Genomic DNA, 17,627 nt, shown 5'->3' on the forward strand with positions numbered 1-17,627 from the left:
TCTGTTAAAACGTAACCGTTCACGCAATGGCGTCAACTTAAGGAAAAATATAAGCGATAGTGTGTAAAATTTCTCTCTAAATTTTTTCGCATTAAATTATCTAAAGAGTGAAAAAAAACGCTGTTGTTTCTATAAAAAAGTTTAAAATGTGTCCTTTTTAGACGAAACATGCAGAAAGGAAAAAATCTTATTCTACAAATTAAAAATATAATATACTCGAAAGCTTTTCAGAGAATCCATTGTGTTGAGTTTCACACGAACAAGAAAACTTCCTTTTACGACAGTATTTTCTATGATTTTAAAGTTAGAGGTTGTCCGGAAACAGGTAAAAGGCTATGATATTTGAAATTTTAGTATGGGGTAAAGATGAGAAAAAAGTATCCAACAGATCTAAGTGAAAGGGAATGGGCACAAATAGAGAAGTACTTCAGAGTATCATACAAAAAAGGAGGAAGACCGCCAAAATATAGTAAAAGAAAAATGTTAGAGGGAATTTTCTATGTATTGCGTACAGGGTGCCAATGGCGGTATTTACCAAATGATTTTCCGCTATGGAAGACTGTATATGAGCAGTTTAGGCAATGGAAGAAACAGAGGATTTTTGAGAAAATGAACTATGATATCACTAAATATAGTAGGTCAAAAATGGGAAGAAATGAAGAGCCGAGCGCATGCATAGTGGACAGTCAGTCGGTAAAAACCACGGAAAAAGGGGGGTCAAAGGTTATGATGGTGCGAAAAAGGTAAAGGGGAGAAAAAGACATATAATTACAGATACTCAGGGTTTTATACTAAGTTGTTACGTAGGAGCTGCTAATGAAAATGATAGAGATGGTATTAAAATAGCATTAAACAATATGAGAACAAAATATACTAAAGTAAAAAAAATGTGGGCTGATATGGGGTACCAAGGAAAAGATTTAAAAACCCATATAGAGGAAGAATATGGCATAGATATTGAAATTGTGAAAAGGCCTCCATGTAGGTTTTGGGTGCATAAAGATACACCACTAGAACTATTGCCACAACGGGATCCTGGATTTTTAGTACAGCCGAGAAGGTGGGTGGTAGAAAGGACTTTTGCTTGGATCAATAGGAATAGAAGACTATCAAAAGAGTACGATTTACTTACAACATCTACTGAAAGTTTCATATATCTGGCTATGAGTAGGGTTATGTTACGGAGGGAATATGCCTAAGTTTACTAGTTTCCGGACAACCTCTTAGAGGTTGTCCGGAAACAGGTAAAAGGCTATGATATTTGAAATTTTAGTATGGGGTAAAGATGAGAAAAAAGTATCCAACAGATCTAAGTGAAAGGGAATGGGCACAAATAGAGAAGTACTTCAGAGTATCATACAAAAAAGGAGGAAGACCGCCAAAATATAGTAAAAGAAAAATGTTAGAGGGAATTTTCTATGTATTGCGTACAGGGTGCCAATGGCGGTATTTACCAAATGATTTTCCGCTATGGAAGACTGTATATGAGCAGTTTAGGCAATGGAAGAAACAGAGGATTTTTGAGAAAATGAACTATGATATCACTAAATATAGTAGGTCAAAAATGGGAAGAAATGAAGAGCCGAGCGCATGCATAGTGGACAGTCAGTCGGTAAAAACCACGGAAAAAGGGGGGTCAAAGGTTATGATGGTGCGAAAAAGGTAAAGGGGAGAAAAAGACATATAATTACAGATACTCAGGGTTTTATACTAAGTTGTTACGTAGGAGCTGCTAATGAAAATGATAGAGATGGTATTAAAATAGCATTAAACAATATGAGAACAAAATATACTAAAGTAAAAAAAATGTGGGCTGATATGGGGTACCAAGGAAAAGATTTAAAAACCCATATAGAGGAAGAATATGGCATAGATATTGAAATTGTGAAAAGGCCTCCATGTAGGTTTTGGGTGCATAAAGATACACCACTAGAACTATTGCCACAACGGGATCCTGGATTTTTAGTACAGCCGAGAAGGTGGGTGGTAGAAAGGACTTTTGCTTGGATCAATAGGAATAGAAGACTATCAAAAGAGTACGATTTACTTACAACATCTACTGAAAGTTTCATATATCTGGCTATGAGTAGGGTTATGTTACGGAGGGAATATGCCTAAGTTTACTAGTTTCCGGACAACCTCTTATAGCATATCTCATAATAGTCCGAACGTATCATAGGAAAGCAGAATCAACAGCATGACGAAAAGATTTGAATAGAGGAATGTTTTTCCTAGCTCTGTTTTTTATAGCAAACCAATGATGCTCAATTTTGTTGAAATCTGGAGAATACGGCGGCAGATACAGAATTTCTGCACCAACTCCTCTAGCAAGCTCGATAATCTTACCAGACTTATGAAAAGTAGCATTGTCAAGAGTGACAGTCTGTCCAGGTTCCAAGATCGGTGTCAAAAATTGCTCAAACCATCCATTAAAAACATCCATATTACAGTGGCCTTCAAAGGTTAACTATCTTTCTTCTACTTAAGGTTGCAACCATACTGATTCGTTGAGTTTTCTTTCCAGATTTTAGGGCATAAAACCGCTGTCCTTTCTGGATATGGATAGTCCTCTGTGTTATCAATGCCAGACTCATCTATATAAACTAAGTTTTCTGGTTCTTTTGTTGCTATAATTTTTAAGAATTCAGCACGTTTTTCTTCGTTCCTTTCCTTGTATCCATATGTCTTTTTTTGCGCGTAAATCCAATTTTTCTGAGAGCTCGGTGGATCGTTTGGATACTAACGTTGCCCCAAAGTCTAGCCATTTCCGACAGAGTCTTTCCTCCGTTTTCTCTAGCAAATTTAGCAAAGGCATCCCAGTCGGTAATTTTGTGATTGTAACCTCCATTTCCAAGTTTTTTTGATTGAAAGTCTCCTGTTTCTTTTCTTCTTTGCTGCCACTCCCATAAAGTAGTTCGTCCAATTTTAAATCTTGCTGCCACTGTTTCTCTGCTTTCTCCCTCGTCTAGCGCTTCCATTGCTTTTTTCCTTAAGTCATAACTATATGCTGCTGGCACTCAACCTCCTTATCATCATCTATCCTTATCTTATCACATCCGGACTTCTATGAAAAGAGCTATAACTATTGCATTCCTGAACTTTTTGATTCATCATTCTTTTTATAAAAAAACATTCTCAACTTTCTCTCCACTTTTTCTGGGTAAGGTCACTTGGCTGACAACCGTCATTCCGCTACTCGTTAGTGGCTGCGGCGGTATGACGTCTTAGCTATAGTTAACAATAGAAGCAAAAACTCATCCTTTTGGAAGAGGAGGAGATTTTTCCGAAACCTCAGCAGGGATTGATTTTGGATCTGATAATTCTGTATTTACCTTGATTGGCTCTAATGGAGTTTTCTGCTCTTCCGGTTTATCGTCTGGAATTGGAACAGGCCAATCCATAATGTTTTGCGGTATAGCTTCTGCTTCTTTAGCCTCTCTTTGGTCTGTTGAAGATGATGCATCAACTCCTGCATTTTTAGTAACTTCTTGTTTTAGTTGTTTATTTTCTTCTTGTAATTGCTTTAAATTTTTCTTTAACTCGTCAATCTCTCTTATTTTTTGTTTTAATTGTTCAGATATAGTTAGTTTGTCTCTAGTCAATTTTTTGTTTTCTTGTCTTAACCCACTAGCTGTTCTGCTTGAGTTGTTGTTTACAGCTTGTATACCTTGGTCTTGCTGCTGCATGCTTGTTCCTCTACTTTCATATTCAACTTCAGTTTGAGTTGCCTGACCTTTTTCCTGCTGTAATATGTTCTGTAGTTGCTCTAGACTCTCTTTAACAGACTTCAACTCTTCTTGTAACATGTCTTCCTTTTCTTTATAACTCTCTTCAAATTCCGCAAGTGTGGATTTTAAGGAGTCACGTTCTAATCTTAGATCCTCAAACTGCTTTGCCTGCGCTGCAAAATATTGAGCAAATGTTTCTTTTCCTTCCTTTAATTCCTCAATTTCGTTTATAATTTCATCTACTTTATCTTTTAATCCTTCTTGCTCATACTCTTCTTCATCACCAGACATATCATCCTCAAATATTTCATCTTCATCACTAAATTCACTGCTAGTGGATATAGAACTTCTACGTGAAGAAGGTGTTCTAGGAGAGGAATACCCACTGCTGCTTGGTGTAGGTGACTGTGGTGATATATGTGGATCTTTTGTAAATGTTTCTTTCTCAGGTATTTGCTGATCGTCCACACTCTTAGTAAAAGCTTGATGCAGAGTTTTTCCATTGATAAAAACTTCTTTATTCTGCTCAACTAATTTTAATATTTTATCTTTTGTTTCCTCTGGTGTGAACTTTAAATCACCAAATTTTGGCTTACCAATAACACTCTGTATACCACCAGAATCCAATTTTACGGTCATGCTACAGTCTATGCTGTTACCTTCAGAATCCTTAGCCTGCCAATTAATGGTCATTTCACATGAGCTTGAACCAGTAAAATCATAGTGCCTCTCATTGCCATTTTTCTTGCTTGCGGTTATTTGACTACCTTCCCCCAAAGATATGTTATAAACCTTACCTTCACTGCTGGCCCTTAAAATATTGCTAATTTCTATTGGTTTTTCTTCATTTTCAAATCTAATTTTGAAGTCATTATCTTTTGTTGAATACACTAAGAAATTTTGATTTGGTAAAGATGCTTCAAATTCTCTATGTGTTTCATTTATTGATTGCTCAAATTTTTGGAACTCCTTTTCCCACTTTAAATTTATCTGTCCTGTAATGTTCTCATCTTTGCGTAAAGGGCCAATAAAATACCAGATTAAATTTTTTTCCTCCAATTGTTTTATAGTCTCTTGAAAGCTGCTACAAGATTCAATCACATCTAAAATATCCTTTTTCTGCTGTTCATCTACATTTAAACTTTGACCCTCAGCTATAAATACATTTTCGTTCTCCCATGGCATAATTTTACATTTTTAGAAAATATACTATAATACTAACAATTTTAATTAAAAAATCAACTAATTATGTGGGTAAATAAAGAAGAAATTTGAACACTTGTCCATTATGTTATATAGTAGTTACTCCTTAAGCAGTGCAGTATGGACAATACCATTATAAGAAAATACGATATTAGAGGTATAGTAGGCAAAGATTTGCAGATTAATGATGGGTACGAGATAGGTAGAAAGTTTGGCCAAACCGTAGCTAGTGTTTGTGTCGGCTACGACAGCAGAATAGATTCACCAGGTATAGAAAGAGAATTAATTAGGGGCTTAACTTTATCCGGTGCAAATGTTATACGCGTTGGACTATGCTCTTCACCTATGCTCTACGCTGCAACACAAATCACGCAGGCGGATCTTGGTATCATAATAACTGCCTCTCATAACCCCAGCGAATATAATGGCTTTAAATTTTTTAGTAATAAAAAAGTCTTCTCAGATCAAGAAATGAAGGAAATTATAAGCAGTCCAATTAAAAACAGTACAAGAATTGGAAGCTTAATTAACATAAATATATATGGTGAGTACATTCGCATATTAAAAGGTGCAGTGAAGAATAATGCTACACAGAAATTAAAAATAGCCTGGGATTGTGGAAATAGTCCAGCAAGTGGAATTATAAGGTATATTGAAAAGATCTTGCCTGGTCATACGCATATCGTAACCAATAACTCTATAGATGGGGCATTTCCACTGCATGATCCAGATCCCATAGAGGAAAAAAATCTCGCTCAATTAATTGACATTGTGAAGGAATATGGATGTGATCTTGGCATTGCGCTAGATGGCGATAGCGATAGGGTGCGCTTAATTGATAATAAAGGCAACGTTGTTTCCAATGACCATTTATTTATAATTTTTGCACGTGAAGTGTTGGAGGAATATCCAGAAAGCAAAGTTATTGCCAACGTAAAAATGAGTATGAAAGTGCATGATTTTGTTAGTAAGTTAGGAGGGCAAGTTATTACCTGCGCTACTGGACACTCACTAGTTAAGAAGAAGATGGTAGAGGAAGAGGCAAAGTTTGCTGGTGAATTAAGCGGGCACTTCTTCTTTTCTGAGCTAGGTTTTGATGATGGGCTATATTCTGCTGTTAAAGCAGTTGACATTTTGCTTAAGAAAAACCAAAGCCTATCTCAAGTAATTGAGGATTTACCGAAGTTATATATCACTCATGAAGTAAAGATTATAGTGAAAGATGAGAAAAAATTTCAAATAATTGAATCAATAAAGAAAACACTGGAGCAGCAAAATATTGTATTTTCAGATCTTGATGGTGTTAAGGTAACCGATAATAAAGGTTGGTGGCTTCTTAGGGTATCAAATACGCAAAACTGCATTACAGCAAGATGCGAAGGAGAGACTTTAGAAGGTTTTGAACTTACTAAAAAGGTTTTGTTCCATTACATTGATGAAGCAAGGTCTTTAAATTGTAGCTACTCATAGAAAAATTGACCCTATCTCTTAAATAAAGAGCCATAAAAAAATTTTTAAATGTATCTTTATATTATATATTCTTATTGATAATAATTTGTCATCTTTTTTGTTAACTTTACTGATGTTGCCAGAAGGAACGTTGTTGCCAAATTTTGTAAAATTTATTATCCTAAGGTTTCAAGTCCTCACAGGTTTATTGGAACTATATGTACAATGTGTTTATCAGTGAAAATCCGGAGAAAATGATGGGGGAAAAGTTAATACATTACTTCAGCCAGAACAAGTGCGAAGGCAATGCAGAAATGAAAAATCTGCTGGGAGGGAAGGGAGCAAATTTAGCAGAAATGTGCAATGTTGGCATTCCTGTTCCACCTGGTTTCACAATTTCCACCTCTGTTTGTCAGGCCTACTGTCAGGATAATGAATTGTCTAACGACCTACGTAACGAGATCAAAAACTACATGACGATGCTCGAAAATGACATCGGTTGTAAATTCGGGGATTTAAATAACCCCTTATTAGTTTCCATACGCTCTGGTAGTGTCAACTCAATGCCGGGCATGCTTGATACTATTTTAAATGTTGGTCTAAATGATGAAACCGTTGTTGGGCTTGCAAAAAAAAGTGGCGAACGTTTTGCTTACGATAGCTACTGCCGTTTCATTATGATGTACTCCAATGTTGTACTACAGCTTGACCATTACCTATTTCAAGATGTTGTTGATAATGAACAGCAAAAGAGTGGAGCAAAAAGCTTAGCTGATCTTGATGTTGATGTTTTAAAGAGAATTGTTAGCAATTTCAAAAGGATAGTACATGAAAAAACAGGAAAACATTTTCCGCAGAACGTTGAAGAGCAATTGTTAAACTCAGTTAATGCAGTATTTGCCTCTTGGAAAAATGATAGGGCTGTTTCCTATAGAAGAATACATAATATTTCTGAAAACCTTGGAACAGCAGTCAACGTGCAAGCAATGGTTTTTGGTAATTTAAATGATAATTCTGCAACTGGTGTGATATTTACACGAAACCCTTCAACTGGAGAAAAAAAGCTTTTTGGTGAGTTTTTGGTTAATGCTCAGGGTGAGGATGTGGTTTCTGGTGTTTATACTCCTATGCCAATTGACGGAGAGCAAAAAAACACCATGGAGAAGTTGCTGCCAAGTGTCTACCGAGAATTATGCGTGGTATGTGAAAAACTTGAAAGGCATTATAAAGACATGCAGGATATCGAATTTACTGTACAGGACGGTAAGTTATGGATTTTGCAGACTAGGTCTGGCAAGCGCACGGCTGAAGCTGCTATTCGCATAATAGTTGATATGGTAAACGAAGGAACGATTACAAAAGAAGAAGGAATATTGAGAATTGATCCAAAAACTTTTGACAATTTATTGCATCCAGTTCTTGACGTTAAGAGTGACCAAAAAGTAATAGGGAAGGGACTGCCGGCTTCTCCAGGGGTTGCTTCTGGATATGTAGTGTTTAGTGCAAGTGATGCTGAAAAAGCTGCAGAGCAGGGCAAAAAAGTGATTTTAGTAAGGTCAGAAACGAGTCCTGAAGATATTAATGGAATGAATGCTGCAAGTGGCATAGTAACAGCACGGGGAGGGATGACCTCGCATGCTGCTGTTGTAACCCGTGGAATGGGTAAGCCATGCATTTGCAGTGTGAGTGGACTTTATATCGATAAAGATGGAATTTTCTTTTCTGTAGGGGATACAAAAGTAAATAAAGGTGAACCAATTACCATCAACGGAGGAACAGGGGAGGTTATGCTTGGCATTCTCCCTACAATTTTACCTGAATTATCGCAAGAATTCAAAACGATAATTAACTGGATAGATGAAATCAAAACGATCAAAGTGAGAGCGAACGCTGATACTCCAAAAGATGCAAAAATTGCAAAAGAATTCGGTGCAGAAGGTATAGGCTTATGTCGCACAGAACATATGTTTTTCGCTAGTGATAGAATCGAATTCATTCAAAAGTTGATAATAGCTGACGATGAAAATGAAAGGGCAGATGCGCTCATTAAACTGGAAGGAATGCAAAAGTCTGATTTCAAAGAAATATTTTCTATTATGGAGGGCAGGGAGGTCACTATACGGTTGCTTGATCCGCCTTTGCATGAATTTTTACCCAATAATCAGTCTACTATAGAAAAAATCGCCAAATCACTTAGTAAGTCAGTTGAGTCAGTAAAAAATAAAATAGCACAGTTATCAGAAAAGAACCCAATGCTTGGCCATCGAGGTTGTAGACTTGCCATTTCTCATCCTGAAATATATAGCATGCAGATTAGGGCAATACTTAGTGCTGCAAGTGAATTAAAGAAAGAAAAGAAGATAGAAGTGGAGCCTGAAATCATGATTCCTTTTATCATGAGTGAGAAAGAGTTTGTTCTGATATGCGAGCTAGCAAAGAAAGAATCCTCTGTCATCTCAGCTGGGATCCAGATGCAGATTCCAGCGTCACGCGCTGGAATGACATCAGACAAGGCTTATTCAATCGGCACTATGATAGAACTGCCACGAGCGGCACTGATTGCTGATAAGTTAGCAAAACATGCAGAGTTTTTTAGTTTTGGCACTAATGATTTAACGCAAACAACCATGGGACTTTCAAGAGATGATTCAGTTAATTTCCTCGATTCTTATAAGGAAAGCAACATATTCGAAAACGACCCGTTTGAAGTGCTGGACATCGAAGGGGTAGGGGAGTTAATCAAGATAGCCATTGAAAGAGGCAAAAAAACCCGAAAAGAAATAAAACTGGGTATATGTGGAGAACATGGTGCAGACCCAAAATCTATAGAGTTTCTCATCGAATCAGGGGTGGATTATGTTTCATGCTCACCCTATAGAGTACCGGTTGCAAAGTTAGTAGCAGCACAATTTAGCATAAAATCTAAGTGTGTTAGGTAAGCGAAAAACATTGGACCGCCTTGCGGAGCTCTGTCATTCAAGTGCCCAGATCACAATTGTACGAACATCGTGATTTGAGAGCAATCTTCATAAGGGAGGATGTCATCCCAGTGCCCAGGTATCTGTTCAGGGGAGTGGCTAATGTGCAAATATTGAAGCAAAGTGCGTGACACACAGCTGTACGAACATTTGTTTGCAAAGGCAGTATGTTAAGTGTTATAGCCGATTTTGCCTCAAACACAAAGGTGTCATCCCAGTGCCCAGACACTGGGATGACACCCATTTGTTGTAAACTCACTTTTACTCTATGGTTATACTACCTTGCCGCTATCCTGAACGGATACGTGCCCAGACACTGGGATCCAGTTTTCCATGCAATCTCGCAAAGACATTTGTTTGAGTATAAGACAACTACTTTTACGCTCACCAGTTCAGTGTGCTTCTTACAATAAAATTTCTGGATGCCAGTGTCACGCACTGGCATGACATCCTATATTTTTACAACTTGTGAACTCACGTGTTCAACTTTATTTTCTTCCATTTCTCTATAACTTGGTAACGTAGAACTTTTTATATGCTACCCGGTAACTATTGCAACTAAAGCAGCTACAATACCGCAAACCACCGCACCAGCCACAGATGGAACCATCACAGCAGCAGCAATGAATAATCCTGTAACAACAACTCCAACAACATCTCTCTTTAATGAGTTGTGAAAATTTTCCTTATATTTAGTTTCTTTTTCATTTGGCATAGAAAATTGAGCATCTACAAAGCCGTTAGCTTTATTATCATTATTTGGTGTGGCAGTTTGCTTAGTCTCTGGTATTACAGGCGTTTTATTTTTGTTATTATGATTTGATTGGCCATTAACACTACTTGACACAGGTTGGTTAGCATTTGCTTCTGTTACTATAGGAGGTGCTGGTACTATATTTTCTTCTGCATTGGGTGTTTCTGGTGTAATAAAGTTTAAAAGTACCTGAGTAATTTCTTCTTGTGCATTATCCATAGCCAACTCTAAAGCTGCTTGTCTGCTTTCATCATTTACATAACCTAAAAATGCTTCAACTTCTTGAACATTACCTTGAACAATAGCAGAACGCAGAGCGTTAAATTTTTCTTCTTCACTAAACTTACCACTACCCAAAAGTACCTTAACAACGTCAGCTTGTTTTGTTATTGCAGCTATGCCCAATATAGTTCTGGAAGCAGTATCTGTAAGATGGATTACAGCATCTAAATCTGTAAACAATTTTACAACATCTAGAAATACGCCACGATCGCCAGTAATATTGGACTCTCTTACAGCATTTGCAAACGAGTCAAAAATTGCCCGACTTGTTTCTTTTCCTTGTATTAGCTGTTCGTAACGCATTTCAGCAGTCATACCAAGGTTTATGAAGTTACTAGAATCTACTTCATTACTGTCTGCTCTATTCTCTTCCACATCAGGTGTGTTTTGCCCCTCTTCTTCCTTGTTTATTGCTGCGGTTATTTGCTCCTGTTGAAGGGGTTCATACCCATTTTGGAGGAGAAAATCCTTAACGCGTGGGTTGTTATTTTCGGTTGCATGTTTTAGAAGTAGATCTCCTAACGAGTTGTCCCCTTCGCACTTACTTTGAAAATCAATTTCTTTAAATTTAGCTTTTCTTCTTAATCTATTTTGCAAATCTTCAATGCTGGTAACTTTATCGTTGTACTTATCACCATCTATCAAAATCCTATCTACATCTAGACACAATTCCCTGATACCTTCCTTACTGTATGACATAACTACAATCCCACTACTATAAATATAACTTATTATACCAATTCCATCAAAATCAGTCAAGACATATTGCAGTTTTAAGCAGCATGATATATATTGAATGCTTTATTTATAGTTCTTGAAGCAAATGATGGAAGATTTAGCCTGTAAATTAGTTAAAGTGACCGAAGCTGCGGCGCTTGCTGCATATAAACTAGCAGGCTTTGGGGATGAAAAAAAGGCTGATCAGGTTGCAGTTGATGCAATGCGAACAGTGTTAAATTCAATGGAAATAAATGGTACTATCGTAATTGGTGAAGGTGAGAGAGATGAAGCGCCGATGCTATATATTGGCGAGAAGGTTGGCACTGGAAATGGTCCTGAAATCGACATTGCTGTTGACCCACTTGAGGGTACCACAATTTGCGCTCACTACAAACAGGGGGCAATGTCCGTTCTTGCTGCAACGAAAAAAGGTAATTTTTTACATGCACCTGATGTTTATATGGAAAAGATAGCAGTAGGAAAAAATCTTCCAGAGGGTGTAGTCTCACTAAAAAATAGCATTGAAAAGAATCTAGACAATTTAGCCAAGGCAAAAAAATGCAAAGTAAATGATCTCGTGGTAACTGTACTTAAACGTGAAAGGCATGATGAATTAATATTGAAAATCAGGAAGTTAGGAGCAAAAGTTAAACTAATAGATGATGGTGATGTTGCGGCCGTAGTTTCACTAGTAAATGGCAATCACGATATGTATATCGGTATAGGAGGAGCACCAGAAGGGGTGCTTGCGGCTGCAGCGCTAAGCTCAATCGGCGGACAGATGGAGGGAAGATTAGTACTTGACACGGATCAGTTAAGAGAAAGAGCAAAAAATTTGAACATTCACGATCCAGAAAAAATCTACACCATAAAAGATATGGCAAGAGGTGAATCAGTGTTCATTGCAACTGGAGTAACAAACGGAGAACTTGTGGATGGAGTTGATAACGTCTGTTCAACTAGTTCTTTAATAATTCTACCTAACAAGCTGATAAAGGTGCAAGTTATAAGTTAGGTTAATTATTTTTCAATACACCTAAATTTTAGCTTTACAATACACTGATATTAAAATATGTTATTTTTATCTAAAAATTAAAGGGGGTATAATGTTAGATTCATCACAGAATATTTCGCAAGAAAATTAATTGTACAAGAAGTTCCTCAAGATGGACATAAAAAGGAAGCTAGCCCCTTTTCAAAACCTTCTATCTATTGTTTCTTAAACCACTCTGCTGAACGGAGACAGTTTAGGCTGTTATGCCTGGCGGCTTTGTTGGAATAAGTTTTTCAACACTGCTAACAATAAAATTGATTGTATCGTCAGCTACCTTATCGAATTTATCATTTATCTTTTTTCCTATTTCTTCATTTTTAACATATTCGTGTAGAGCTAAAGCAGTTATAGCTGCACATGCTGCAATTAAGCCAGTTTTTGCTATAATGAGCATTGATAATCCTCCTGCAAATATAAATGTTAATCCAATAGCTAGGTTTATAATTTTACTTTGTGTTGTTTGTTGTGCTGCCTGATTCTGATCTACTTTTTCTTTTTCAAGAACGTTTGATATTGTTTTTGAGAAAATTTTTACCACGATTGTTGCAATTGCGATCATAGCTAATCCTATGGCTATTTTTGCTAAGAGAAAAAATGATGGGAACACCATTGCAAAGAATAGTAAGCCAGCTCCTACAATTAGTAACTTATTTTTAGGTTGGATTTCATTTGACATAATAAACCTCCATTTCATAACTGCCGGAGTATACCTAATATAAAATACGGAGATAGTCAACATATTTTATGAAAGGGCGCGTTAAAAATTTTTTTCATATTGTTCTTCGCCGCCTCGTGGTTAAATTTGGAATTTTAGAAAGAGTTACGTATTATTTAAAATTCTTGTATACTGTTTTGAATCAGTTAAATAGATAATGAAGTGCAGGACGCAGTTTTAATTTTACAAGATGGCAAGTGCTTTTGGGGAAAATCAGTAGGTAAAAAAGGCAAGTGCATAGGTGAGGTCTGTTTTACCACTGGTATGACCGGTTATCAGCATACTATAACTGATCCTTCTTTTGCTGATCAAATTATAACGTTCACTTTTCCTCATATTGGTAACATTGGAATAAACCATAAAGATAATGAAGGAAAGAAAATTTTTGCAAGTGGTGTGGTTATGCGTGAACTTTCTTCTATGTCCCACCCTTCTTCATATATCAGTTTAAATGATTGGTTAGAGAAAAATAACGTGATTGGGATATCAGGAGTTGATACTAGAGCTTTAACGAGACATTTGAGAGAACATGGATCTCAAAATGGAATGATATGCCCGTCAAGCGAGACGTATGTGTTGGATGAATTGAAGAAATACAAACCTGTAAATGGGATGGAAATAACCAATAAAGTTAGCTTGCATAGTAATTTTAAAAGTGACCTTAATGCAAAATATAGGGTTGTAATCGTTGATTTTGGCGTAAAAATCAGTATAGTTTCACGCTTAATAGAACTTGGTTGTACAGTTGAATTAATCAGACCAAGCACAGGTTTTGCTCAAAAAGTGTTGAGTATGAATCCAGATGGTATAGTGCTTTCAAATGGTCCTGGTGATCCGCAAGAAATAGGAGAAAGTGTAGTTTCAGAAATAGACATTATTATAAAATCTAAAATACCAATTTTTGGCATATGCATGGGCCATCAATTACTTGCGATTACTTTGGGGGCAAAGACCATCAAGATGGATATTGGTCACCGAGGGAGTAACCATCCAGTTTATGATGTAAGTAGTGGAAAAGTTGAGATCACTAGCCAAAATCATGGTTTCGTTGTTGATTCAGCTTCTCTTCCAAGTAATGTTAAAATTACTCACATTTCTCTATTTGATAATAGTGTAGAGGGAATAATGATGAAGGATTACCTAGTCTTTTCTGTGCAATATCATCCAGAAGAAGCGCCAGGTACGCATGATTCGCATTATTTGTTTAGACGTTTTATTGACAATATTGTGTTGTATAAAATGAAATCTGCATGATTTTAATCAGGGTAGGTTTTATTGCTTGATTTTTTAATTTTAGGCGTTTAGTATTAAATACAATAAAAGCTTGAGTTAAGGTACTAAAATAGCGTTCTCTTAACAAATTTTTGTGGAGGAGTGACCGAGTGGTTAAAGGTAACAGACTGTAAATCTGTCCGCATTGCGTACGTAGGTTCGAATCCTACCTCCTCCATTGTGCGGGTATAGCTCAATGGTAGAGCTCTAGCCTTCCAAGCTAGTGACGTGGGTTCGATTCCCACTATCCGCTCTTTTTTTTGTTGTATTTTTATAAAATCAACATATTATTTATTGATGTATTTGTATTTTAGGTAGAAAAGTTTAAATTATGACAGCAGTAGTGGAAGCATTTGGAAAGCCGCATGTAAATGTGGGAACAATAGGACATGTGGATCATGGGAAGACAACGTTAACAGCGGCGATAACAAAGCATTATGGAAATTTTGTAGCGTACGATCAGATAGATAAAGCGCCAGAAGAAAGGAAGAGGGGGATAACGATAGCAACAGCGCATGTTGAGTATCAGACGGAAAAAAGGCATTATGCACACGTTGATTGTCCTGGACATGCTGACTATGTAAAGAATATGATAGTAGGTGCAGCACAGATGGATGCAGCGATATTGGTAGTGTCGGGAGTTGATGGGCCAATGCCACAAACGAGAGAGCATATATTGCTGGCGAAGCAGGTGGGTGTTGGATATATCGTGGTGTATATAAATAAAGCTGATGTTGCTGATGCTGATATGATAGATTTAGTAGAAATGGAAGTGAGGGAATTGCTGAGTAAATACGGATTTCCAGGGGATGAAGTGCCTGTGGTAGTTGGGTCAGCACTCAAGGCGCTGGAGGATGACAGCGGCGAATATGGAAAGAAATCAATAGACAAATTGATGGAAAAGTTAGATGAATATGTGGCGGTTCCACCAAGGCCTGTGGATTTACCATTTTTATTGCCAATCGAAGATGTATTTTCGATATCGGGGCGAGGGACGGTGGTAACAGGAAGAATAGAGAAGGGAGAGATAAAGACGGGAGAAGAGATAGAGATAATAGGTCTGAAGGAGACGCAAAAGACGATATGCACAGGTGTAGAAATGTTTAAGAAGTTGCTGGATAAGGGAAGTGCAGGACTCAATGTAGGAATATTGTTAAGAGGAACAAAAAGAGAAGAAGTGGAGAGAGGGCAAGTATTAGCAAAACCGGGGACGATAACGCCGCATAGAAAGTTTAAGGCGGAGGTTTATATATTAAAGAAAGAGGAAGGAGGAAGGCATACACCATTTTTTGCGAATTACCAGCCACAGTTTTATTTAAGGACAACGGATGTAACTGGGAGCATAAAATTGCTAGATGGGAAGGAGATGGTAATGCCAGGAGATAATGTGAGTGTAGAAGTAGAATTGCAAGTACCGATAGCAATGGATAAGGGATTGCGTTTTGCGATAAGAGAAGGCGGTAGAACTGTTGGTTCTGGTGTTGTTTCTGAGATTTTGGAGTGAGTGTAGTAACTAAGATGAAGCAAGATATATATATTAACATTAAGGCTTTCGATTGTTCTTTATTGGAGGAGTGTGTTCGAAAATTTGTTGATGAATTAAAGCGGTCCAGTGCAAAATTATCTGGTCCGATTGCGTTGCCAAGAAAAGATTCTAAATTTATTGTTAATAGATCTCCTCATGTTGATAAAAAATCTCGTGAACAGTTTGAAATAAGAACTTCTAGGCGTTTGATTGTTTTACATGATCTTACTCCTACTATGATGCAGATGCTTACAGGTTTATCTTTTTCTGCTGGCGTAGAAGTGGATTTAAAAGTCAAGGAAGTTAAGGTTTAGGAGAAGGAAATGAAGAGAATAAATTCGCTGAGGAGAATTGGTTTACTAATGATGAATATTGGTCATACTGCTATGTATTCTGACAATAGTCGCATGGCTGTAACTTTATTGCATCTCAGCGAAACTTATATTATTGATATAAAAGGACAAGATAAATGTGGCTATAATTCAGTCATTTTAGGCACAGGAGATTTTAAAAATATAGCAAAACCTCAGTTGGAATATTTAAAGAAAAAGGGTATAAATAATAAATGTAAGTTATACGAAAGTAGATTAAATGACCTGTCGGGAATAGAATGTGGTAAAAAAGTGGGAATCAATCATTTTGTGGTTGGTCAATATCTTGATATTACGGGTTATTCTATAGGTAAAGGATTTGCTGGTGTGATGAAGCGGCATAACTTCAGTGGGCTTAGGGCATCTCATGGTGTTTCTATTGCTCACAGATCACAAGGTTCTACTGGTCAATGTCAGGATCCTGGTAGAGTATTTAAAGGAAAGAAAATGGCTGGTCATTTAGGTAACAGCAGAATAACTGCACAAAATATGAAGATATTATCCATTGATCATGAAAATAGTATAATTGCTGTGAAGGGTAATAATGTTCCTGGGTTTAAAAATTCCTATGTTTTTGTAAGAGATGCAGTTAAAAAATCTTTACATAAAGATGTTCCTTTTCCGATAGGTCTACTGTTAGATGTAAATGATGATGCTAGTAATTTGGTGAGTTAGTTATGGAATGTAATTTAGTTAATCTATCTAATAATAATGTAGGTACTGCTCAGCTCAATCCTTTGATATTTTCTGCTAAGCAAAAATTGAGTATTTTGCATGATATAGTGAGATGGCAATTAGCGAAGAGAAGAGCTGGTACTCATAAAACAAAAGGTATCAGTGATGTCTCTGGTACAACAGCTAAACCTTATGGTCAAAAACGTACCGGTAGGGCAAGACAAGGGAGCTTGCGATCTCCTCAATTTAGAGGTGGTGGGATTATTTTCGGCCCTGTTGTGAGGAGTCATAGTTATTCTCTTAATAAGAAGGTACGCAAATTTGGTTTAAAAATTGCTTTATCTCTAAAGTATTTAAATAATCAAGTGATTATTCTGGATAATTTAAATATTGATGTGAAGAAAACGTCTGAAATGTGTAAATGTATTAAAAATTTTAAATTTTCTTCCTTTTTGATAGTTGGTGATTATGGAGATGATTTGTTGCGTGCTGTTAGAAACTTGCATTATGTAGACTTAATCAAACCTATTGGGTTAAATGTCTTTGATATATTGAATCACGAATGCGTGATGTTGACAAAGGATACTTTAAAGCATCTTGAAGGTAGATTGTTATGATCAAATATAATGATATAATAAAATCTCCTATAATTACAGAAAAGGCCTCTTTTTTGAGGGAGAAGTTTAATAAATATTCTTTGTATGTTTTTGTAAATGTAAATAAGCGTCAAATAAAGTTGGCAATAGAGTCTCTATTTGATGTTAAAATTTCTTCTATAAATGTTGTTAGAATTAAGCCTAAATATAGGCGTTTCAGGGGTGTGATTGGTTGTGAAAAACAGAAAAAGAAAGTTTATTTTTCTTTGATAGATGGTCAAAAATTAGATATAATGAGCGTTTAA

16 protein-coding genes, 2 tRNA genes and 2 pseudogenes are annotated in these 17,627 nt (G+C 36.6%); 16 read left to right on the forward strand and 4 right to left on the reverse strand.

The genetic code is table 11. From position 1 onward, the window contains the following. Positions 1–168 precede the first annotated feature (168 nt). The 3 genes and pseudogenes from OPR43_RS03055 to OPR43_RS03065 form a co-directional block, all read left to right on the forward strand. Positions 169–307: pseudogene (locus OPR43_RS03055) on the forward strand (IS4-like element ISWosp8 family transposase); the annotation flags it as partial. A 59-nt stretch (positions 308–366) separates the two neighbouring features. Then, positions 367–1,199 (forward strand): IS5 family transposase gene (locus OPR43_RS03060; protein WP_265029708.1). Its coding sequence is split into 2 segments (ribosomal slippage): positions 367–733 and positions 733–1,199, totalling 834 coding nucleotides; the frame shifts between segments, so codons are not numbered across the junction. Between the two features lie 86 nt (positions 1,200–1,285). Next, a protein-coding gene (locus OPR43_RS03065) for an IS5 family transposase (RefSeq protein WP_265029708.1) occupies positions 1,286–2,118 on the forward strand; the annotation gives its coding sequence in 2 pieces (ribosomal slippage) (positions 1,286–1,652 and positions 1,652–2,118; 834 coding nt in all). Positions 2,119–2,173: 55 nt separating this feature from the next. Here the strand turns inward: OPR43_RS03065 and OPR43_RS03070 are convergent. Both OPR43_RS03070 and OPR43_RS03075 read right to left on the reverse strand, forming a co-directional pair. Then, positions 2,174–3,017 (reverse strand): annotated as a pseudogene (locus tag OPR43_RS03070) (IS630 family transposase). 237 nt (positions 3,018–3,254) lie between these two features. Then, positions 3,255–4,913: a coiled-coil domain-containing protein gene (locus OPR43_RS03075; protein WP_265035439.1), complete on the reverse strand. Its 1,659-nt coding sequence runs from the start codon at positions 4,911–4,913 to the stop codon at positions 3,255–3,257. Between the two features lie 138 nt (positions 4,914–5,051). On the opposite strand from OPR43_RS03075, the gene OPR43_RS03080 reads away from it, so the two are divergent. The 4 genes from OPR43_RS03080 to OPR43_RS03095 all read left to right on the forward strand — a co-directional run bounded on the left by OPR43_RS03080 (position 5,052) and on the right by OPR43_RS03095 (position 9,771). Further along, entirely contained in the window at positions 5,052–6,401 is a 1,350-nt protein-coding gene (locus tag OPR43_RS03080) for a phosphomannomutase/phosphoglucomutase (RefSeq protein ID WP_265035442.1), read from the forward strand. Between the two features lie 236 nt (positions 6,402–6,637). Next, on the forward strand, positions 6,638–9,319 hold the full coding sequence (gene ppdK, locus OPR43_RS03085) for a pyruvate, phosphate dikinase (protein ID WP_265035642.1): 2,682 nt from the start codon (positions 6,638–6,640) through the stop codon (positions 9,317–9,319). Between the two features lie 20 nt (positions 9,320–9,339). Then, positions 9,340–9,489: a hypothetical protein gene (locus tag OPR43_RS03090; protein WP_265035444.1), complete on the forward strand. Its 150-nt coding sequence runs from the start codon at positions 9,340–9,342 to the stop codon at positions 9,487–9,489. Between the two features lie 36 nt (positions 9,490–9,525). Further along, positions 9,526–9,771 carry a hypothetical protein gene (locus OPR43_RS03095; protein ID WP_265035446.1) on the forward strand — a complete coding sequence of 82 codons (246 nt, stop codon included), beginning with the start codon at positions 9,526–9,528 and terminating at the stop codon, positions 9,769–9,771. Positions 9,772–9,896: 125 nt separating this feature from the next. Here the strand turns inward: OPR43_RS03095 and OPR43_RS03100 are convergent, their stop codons facing one another. After that, on the reverse strand, positions 9,897–11,093 hold the full coding sequence (locus OPR43_RS03100; RefSeq protein ID WP_265035448.1) for an ankyrin repeat domain-containing protein: 1,197 nt from the start codon (positions 11,091–11,093) through the stop codon (positions 9,897–9,899). 127 nt (positions 11,094–11,220) lie between these two features. Here OPR43_RS03100 and glpX point away from each other — a divergent pair, with 127 nt between their 5' ends. Then, entirely contained in the window at positions 11,221–12,129 is a 909-nt protein-coding gene (gene glpX / locus OPR43_RS03105) for a class II fructose-bisphosphatase (protein ID WP_265035644.1), read from the forward strand. Between the two features lie 232 nt (positions 12,130–12,361). Here glpX and OPR43_RS03110 read toward each other — a convergent pair whose 3' ends face one another. Beyond that, positions 12,362–12,844, reverse strand: coding sequence for a hypothetical protein (locus OPR43_RS03110; protein ID WP_265035450.1), 483 nt, complete (start codon positions 12,842–12,844; stop codon positions 12,362–12,364). Between the two features lie 201 nt (positions 12,845–13,045). Between OPR43_RS03110 and carA the strand changes: the two genes are divergently transcribed. The 8 genes from carA (at position 13,046) to OPR43_RS03150 (ending at position 17,627) form a co-directional block, all read left to right on the forward strand. Next, on the forward strand, positions 13,046–14,137 hold the full coding sequence (carA, locus tag OPR43_RS03115; protein WP_265035452.1) for a glutamine-hydrolyzing carbamoyl-phosphate synthase small subunit: 1,092 nt from the start codon (positions 13,046–13,048) through the stop codon (positions 14,135–14,137). A gap of 114 nt (positions 14,138–14,251) precedes the next feature. Then, positions 14,252–14,333, forward strand: a tRNA-Tyr gene (locus tag OPR43_RS03120). A 4-nt stretch (positions 14,334–14,337) separates the two neighbouring features. Then, positions 14,338–14,408 (forward strand) — tRNA-Gly (locus OPR43_RS03125). A gap of 78 nt (positions 14,409–14,486) precedes the next feature. Beyond that, positions 14,487–15,659: an elongation factor Tu gene (gene tuf, locus OPR43_RS03130; protein WP_265025679.1), complete on the forward strand. Its 1,173-nt coding sequence runs from the start codon at positions 14,487–14,489 to the stop codon at positions 15,657–15,659. Between the two features lie 14 nt (positions 15,660–15,673). Then, the gene (rpsJ, locus tag OPR43_RS03135; protein ID WP_065094535.1) at positions 15,674–15,994 is read left to right on the forward strand and encodes a 30S ribosomal protein S10; all 321 of its coding nucleotides are present in this window, start codon (positions 15,674–15,676) and stop codon (positions 15,992–15,994) included. A gap of 9 nt (positions 15,995–16,003) precedes the next feature. Continuing rightward, a complete protein-coding gene (rplC, locus tag OPR43_RS03140) occupies positions 16,004–16,726 on the forward strand; it encodes a 50S ribosomal protein L3 (protein ID WP_265035454.1) in 723 nt (240 codons plus the stop codon). Between the two features lie 2 nt (positions 16,727–16,728). Beyond that, positions 16,729–17,343, forward strand: a complete 615-nt coding sequence (rplD, locus tag OPR43_RS03145) for a 50S ribosomal protein L4 (RefSeq protein ID WP_265035456.1) — start codon at positions 16,729–16,731, stop codon at positions 17,341–17,343. Beyond that, on the forward strand, positions 17,340–17,627 hold the full coding sequence (locus OPR43_RS03150) for a 50S ribosomal protein L23 (RefSeq protein WP_265025675.1): 288 nt from the start codon (positions 17,340–17,342) through the stop codon (positions 17,625–17,627). The genes rplD and OPR43_RS03150 overlap by 4 nt, the downstream gene beginning before the upstream one ends.

This window comes from Wolbachia endosymbiont (group A) of Apoderus coryli, assembly GCF_947251615.1.
Lineage (GTDB): Bacteria > Pseudomonadota > Alphaproteobacteria > Rickettsiales > Anaplasmataceae > Wolbachia.

Excerpts from the sequence above, each read along its gene's own strand:
- OPR43_RS03075 (WP_265035439.1), bottom strand. The coding sequence starts at position 4,913 with ATGCCATGGGAGAACGAAAATGTATTTATAGCTGAGGGTCAAAGTTTA.
- OPR43_RS03080 (WP_265035442.1), top strand. The coding sequence starts at position 5,052 with ATGGACAATACCATTATAAGAAAATACGATATTAGAGGTATAGTAGGC.
- ppdK (WP_265035642.1), top strand. The coding sequence starts at position 6,638 with ATGGGGGAAAAGTTAATACATTACTTCAGCCAGAACAAGTGCGAAGGC.
- OPR43_RS03095 (WP_265035446.1), top strand. The coding sequence starts at position 9,526 with ATGTTAAGTGTTATAGCCGATTTTGCCTCAAACACAAAGGTGTCATCC.
- OPR43_RS03100 (WP_265035448.1), bottom strand. The coding sequence starts at position 11,093 with ATGTCATACAGTAAGGAAGGTATCAGGGAATTGTGTCTAGATGTAGAT.
- glpX (WP_265035644.1), top strand. The coding sequence starts at position 11,221 with ATGGAAGATTTAGCCTGTAAATTAGTTAAAGTGACCGAAGCTGCGGCG.
- OPR43_RS03110 (WP_265035450.1), bottom strand. The coding sequence starts at position 12,844 with ATGTCAAATGAAATCCAACCTAAAAATAAGTTACTAATTGTAGGAGCT.
- tuf (WP_265025679.1), top strand. The coding sequence starts at position 14,487 with ATGACAGCAGTAGTGGAAGCATTTGGAAAGCCGCATGTAAATGTGGGA.
- rpsJ (WP_065094535.1), top strand. The coding sequence starts at position 15,674 with ATGAAGCAAGATATATATATTAACATTAAGGCTTTCGATTGTTCTTTA.
- rplC (WP_265035454.1), top strand. The coding sequence starts at position 16,004 with ATGAAGAGAATAAATTCGCTGAGGAGAATTGGTTTACTAATGATGAAT.
- rplD (WP_265035456.1), top strand. The coding sequence starts at position 16,729 with ATGGAATGTAATTTAGTTAATCTATCTAATAATAATGTAGGTACTGCT.
- OPR43_RS03150 (WP_265025675.1), top strand. The coding sequence starts at position 17,340 with ATGATCAAATATAATGATATAATAAAATCTCCTATAATTACAGAAAAG.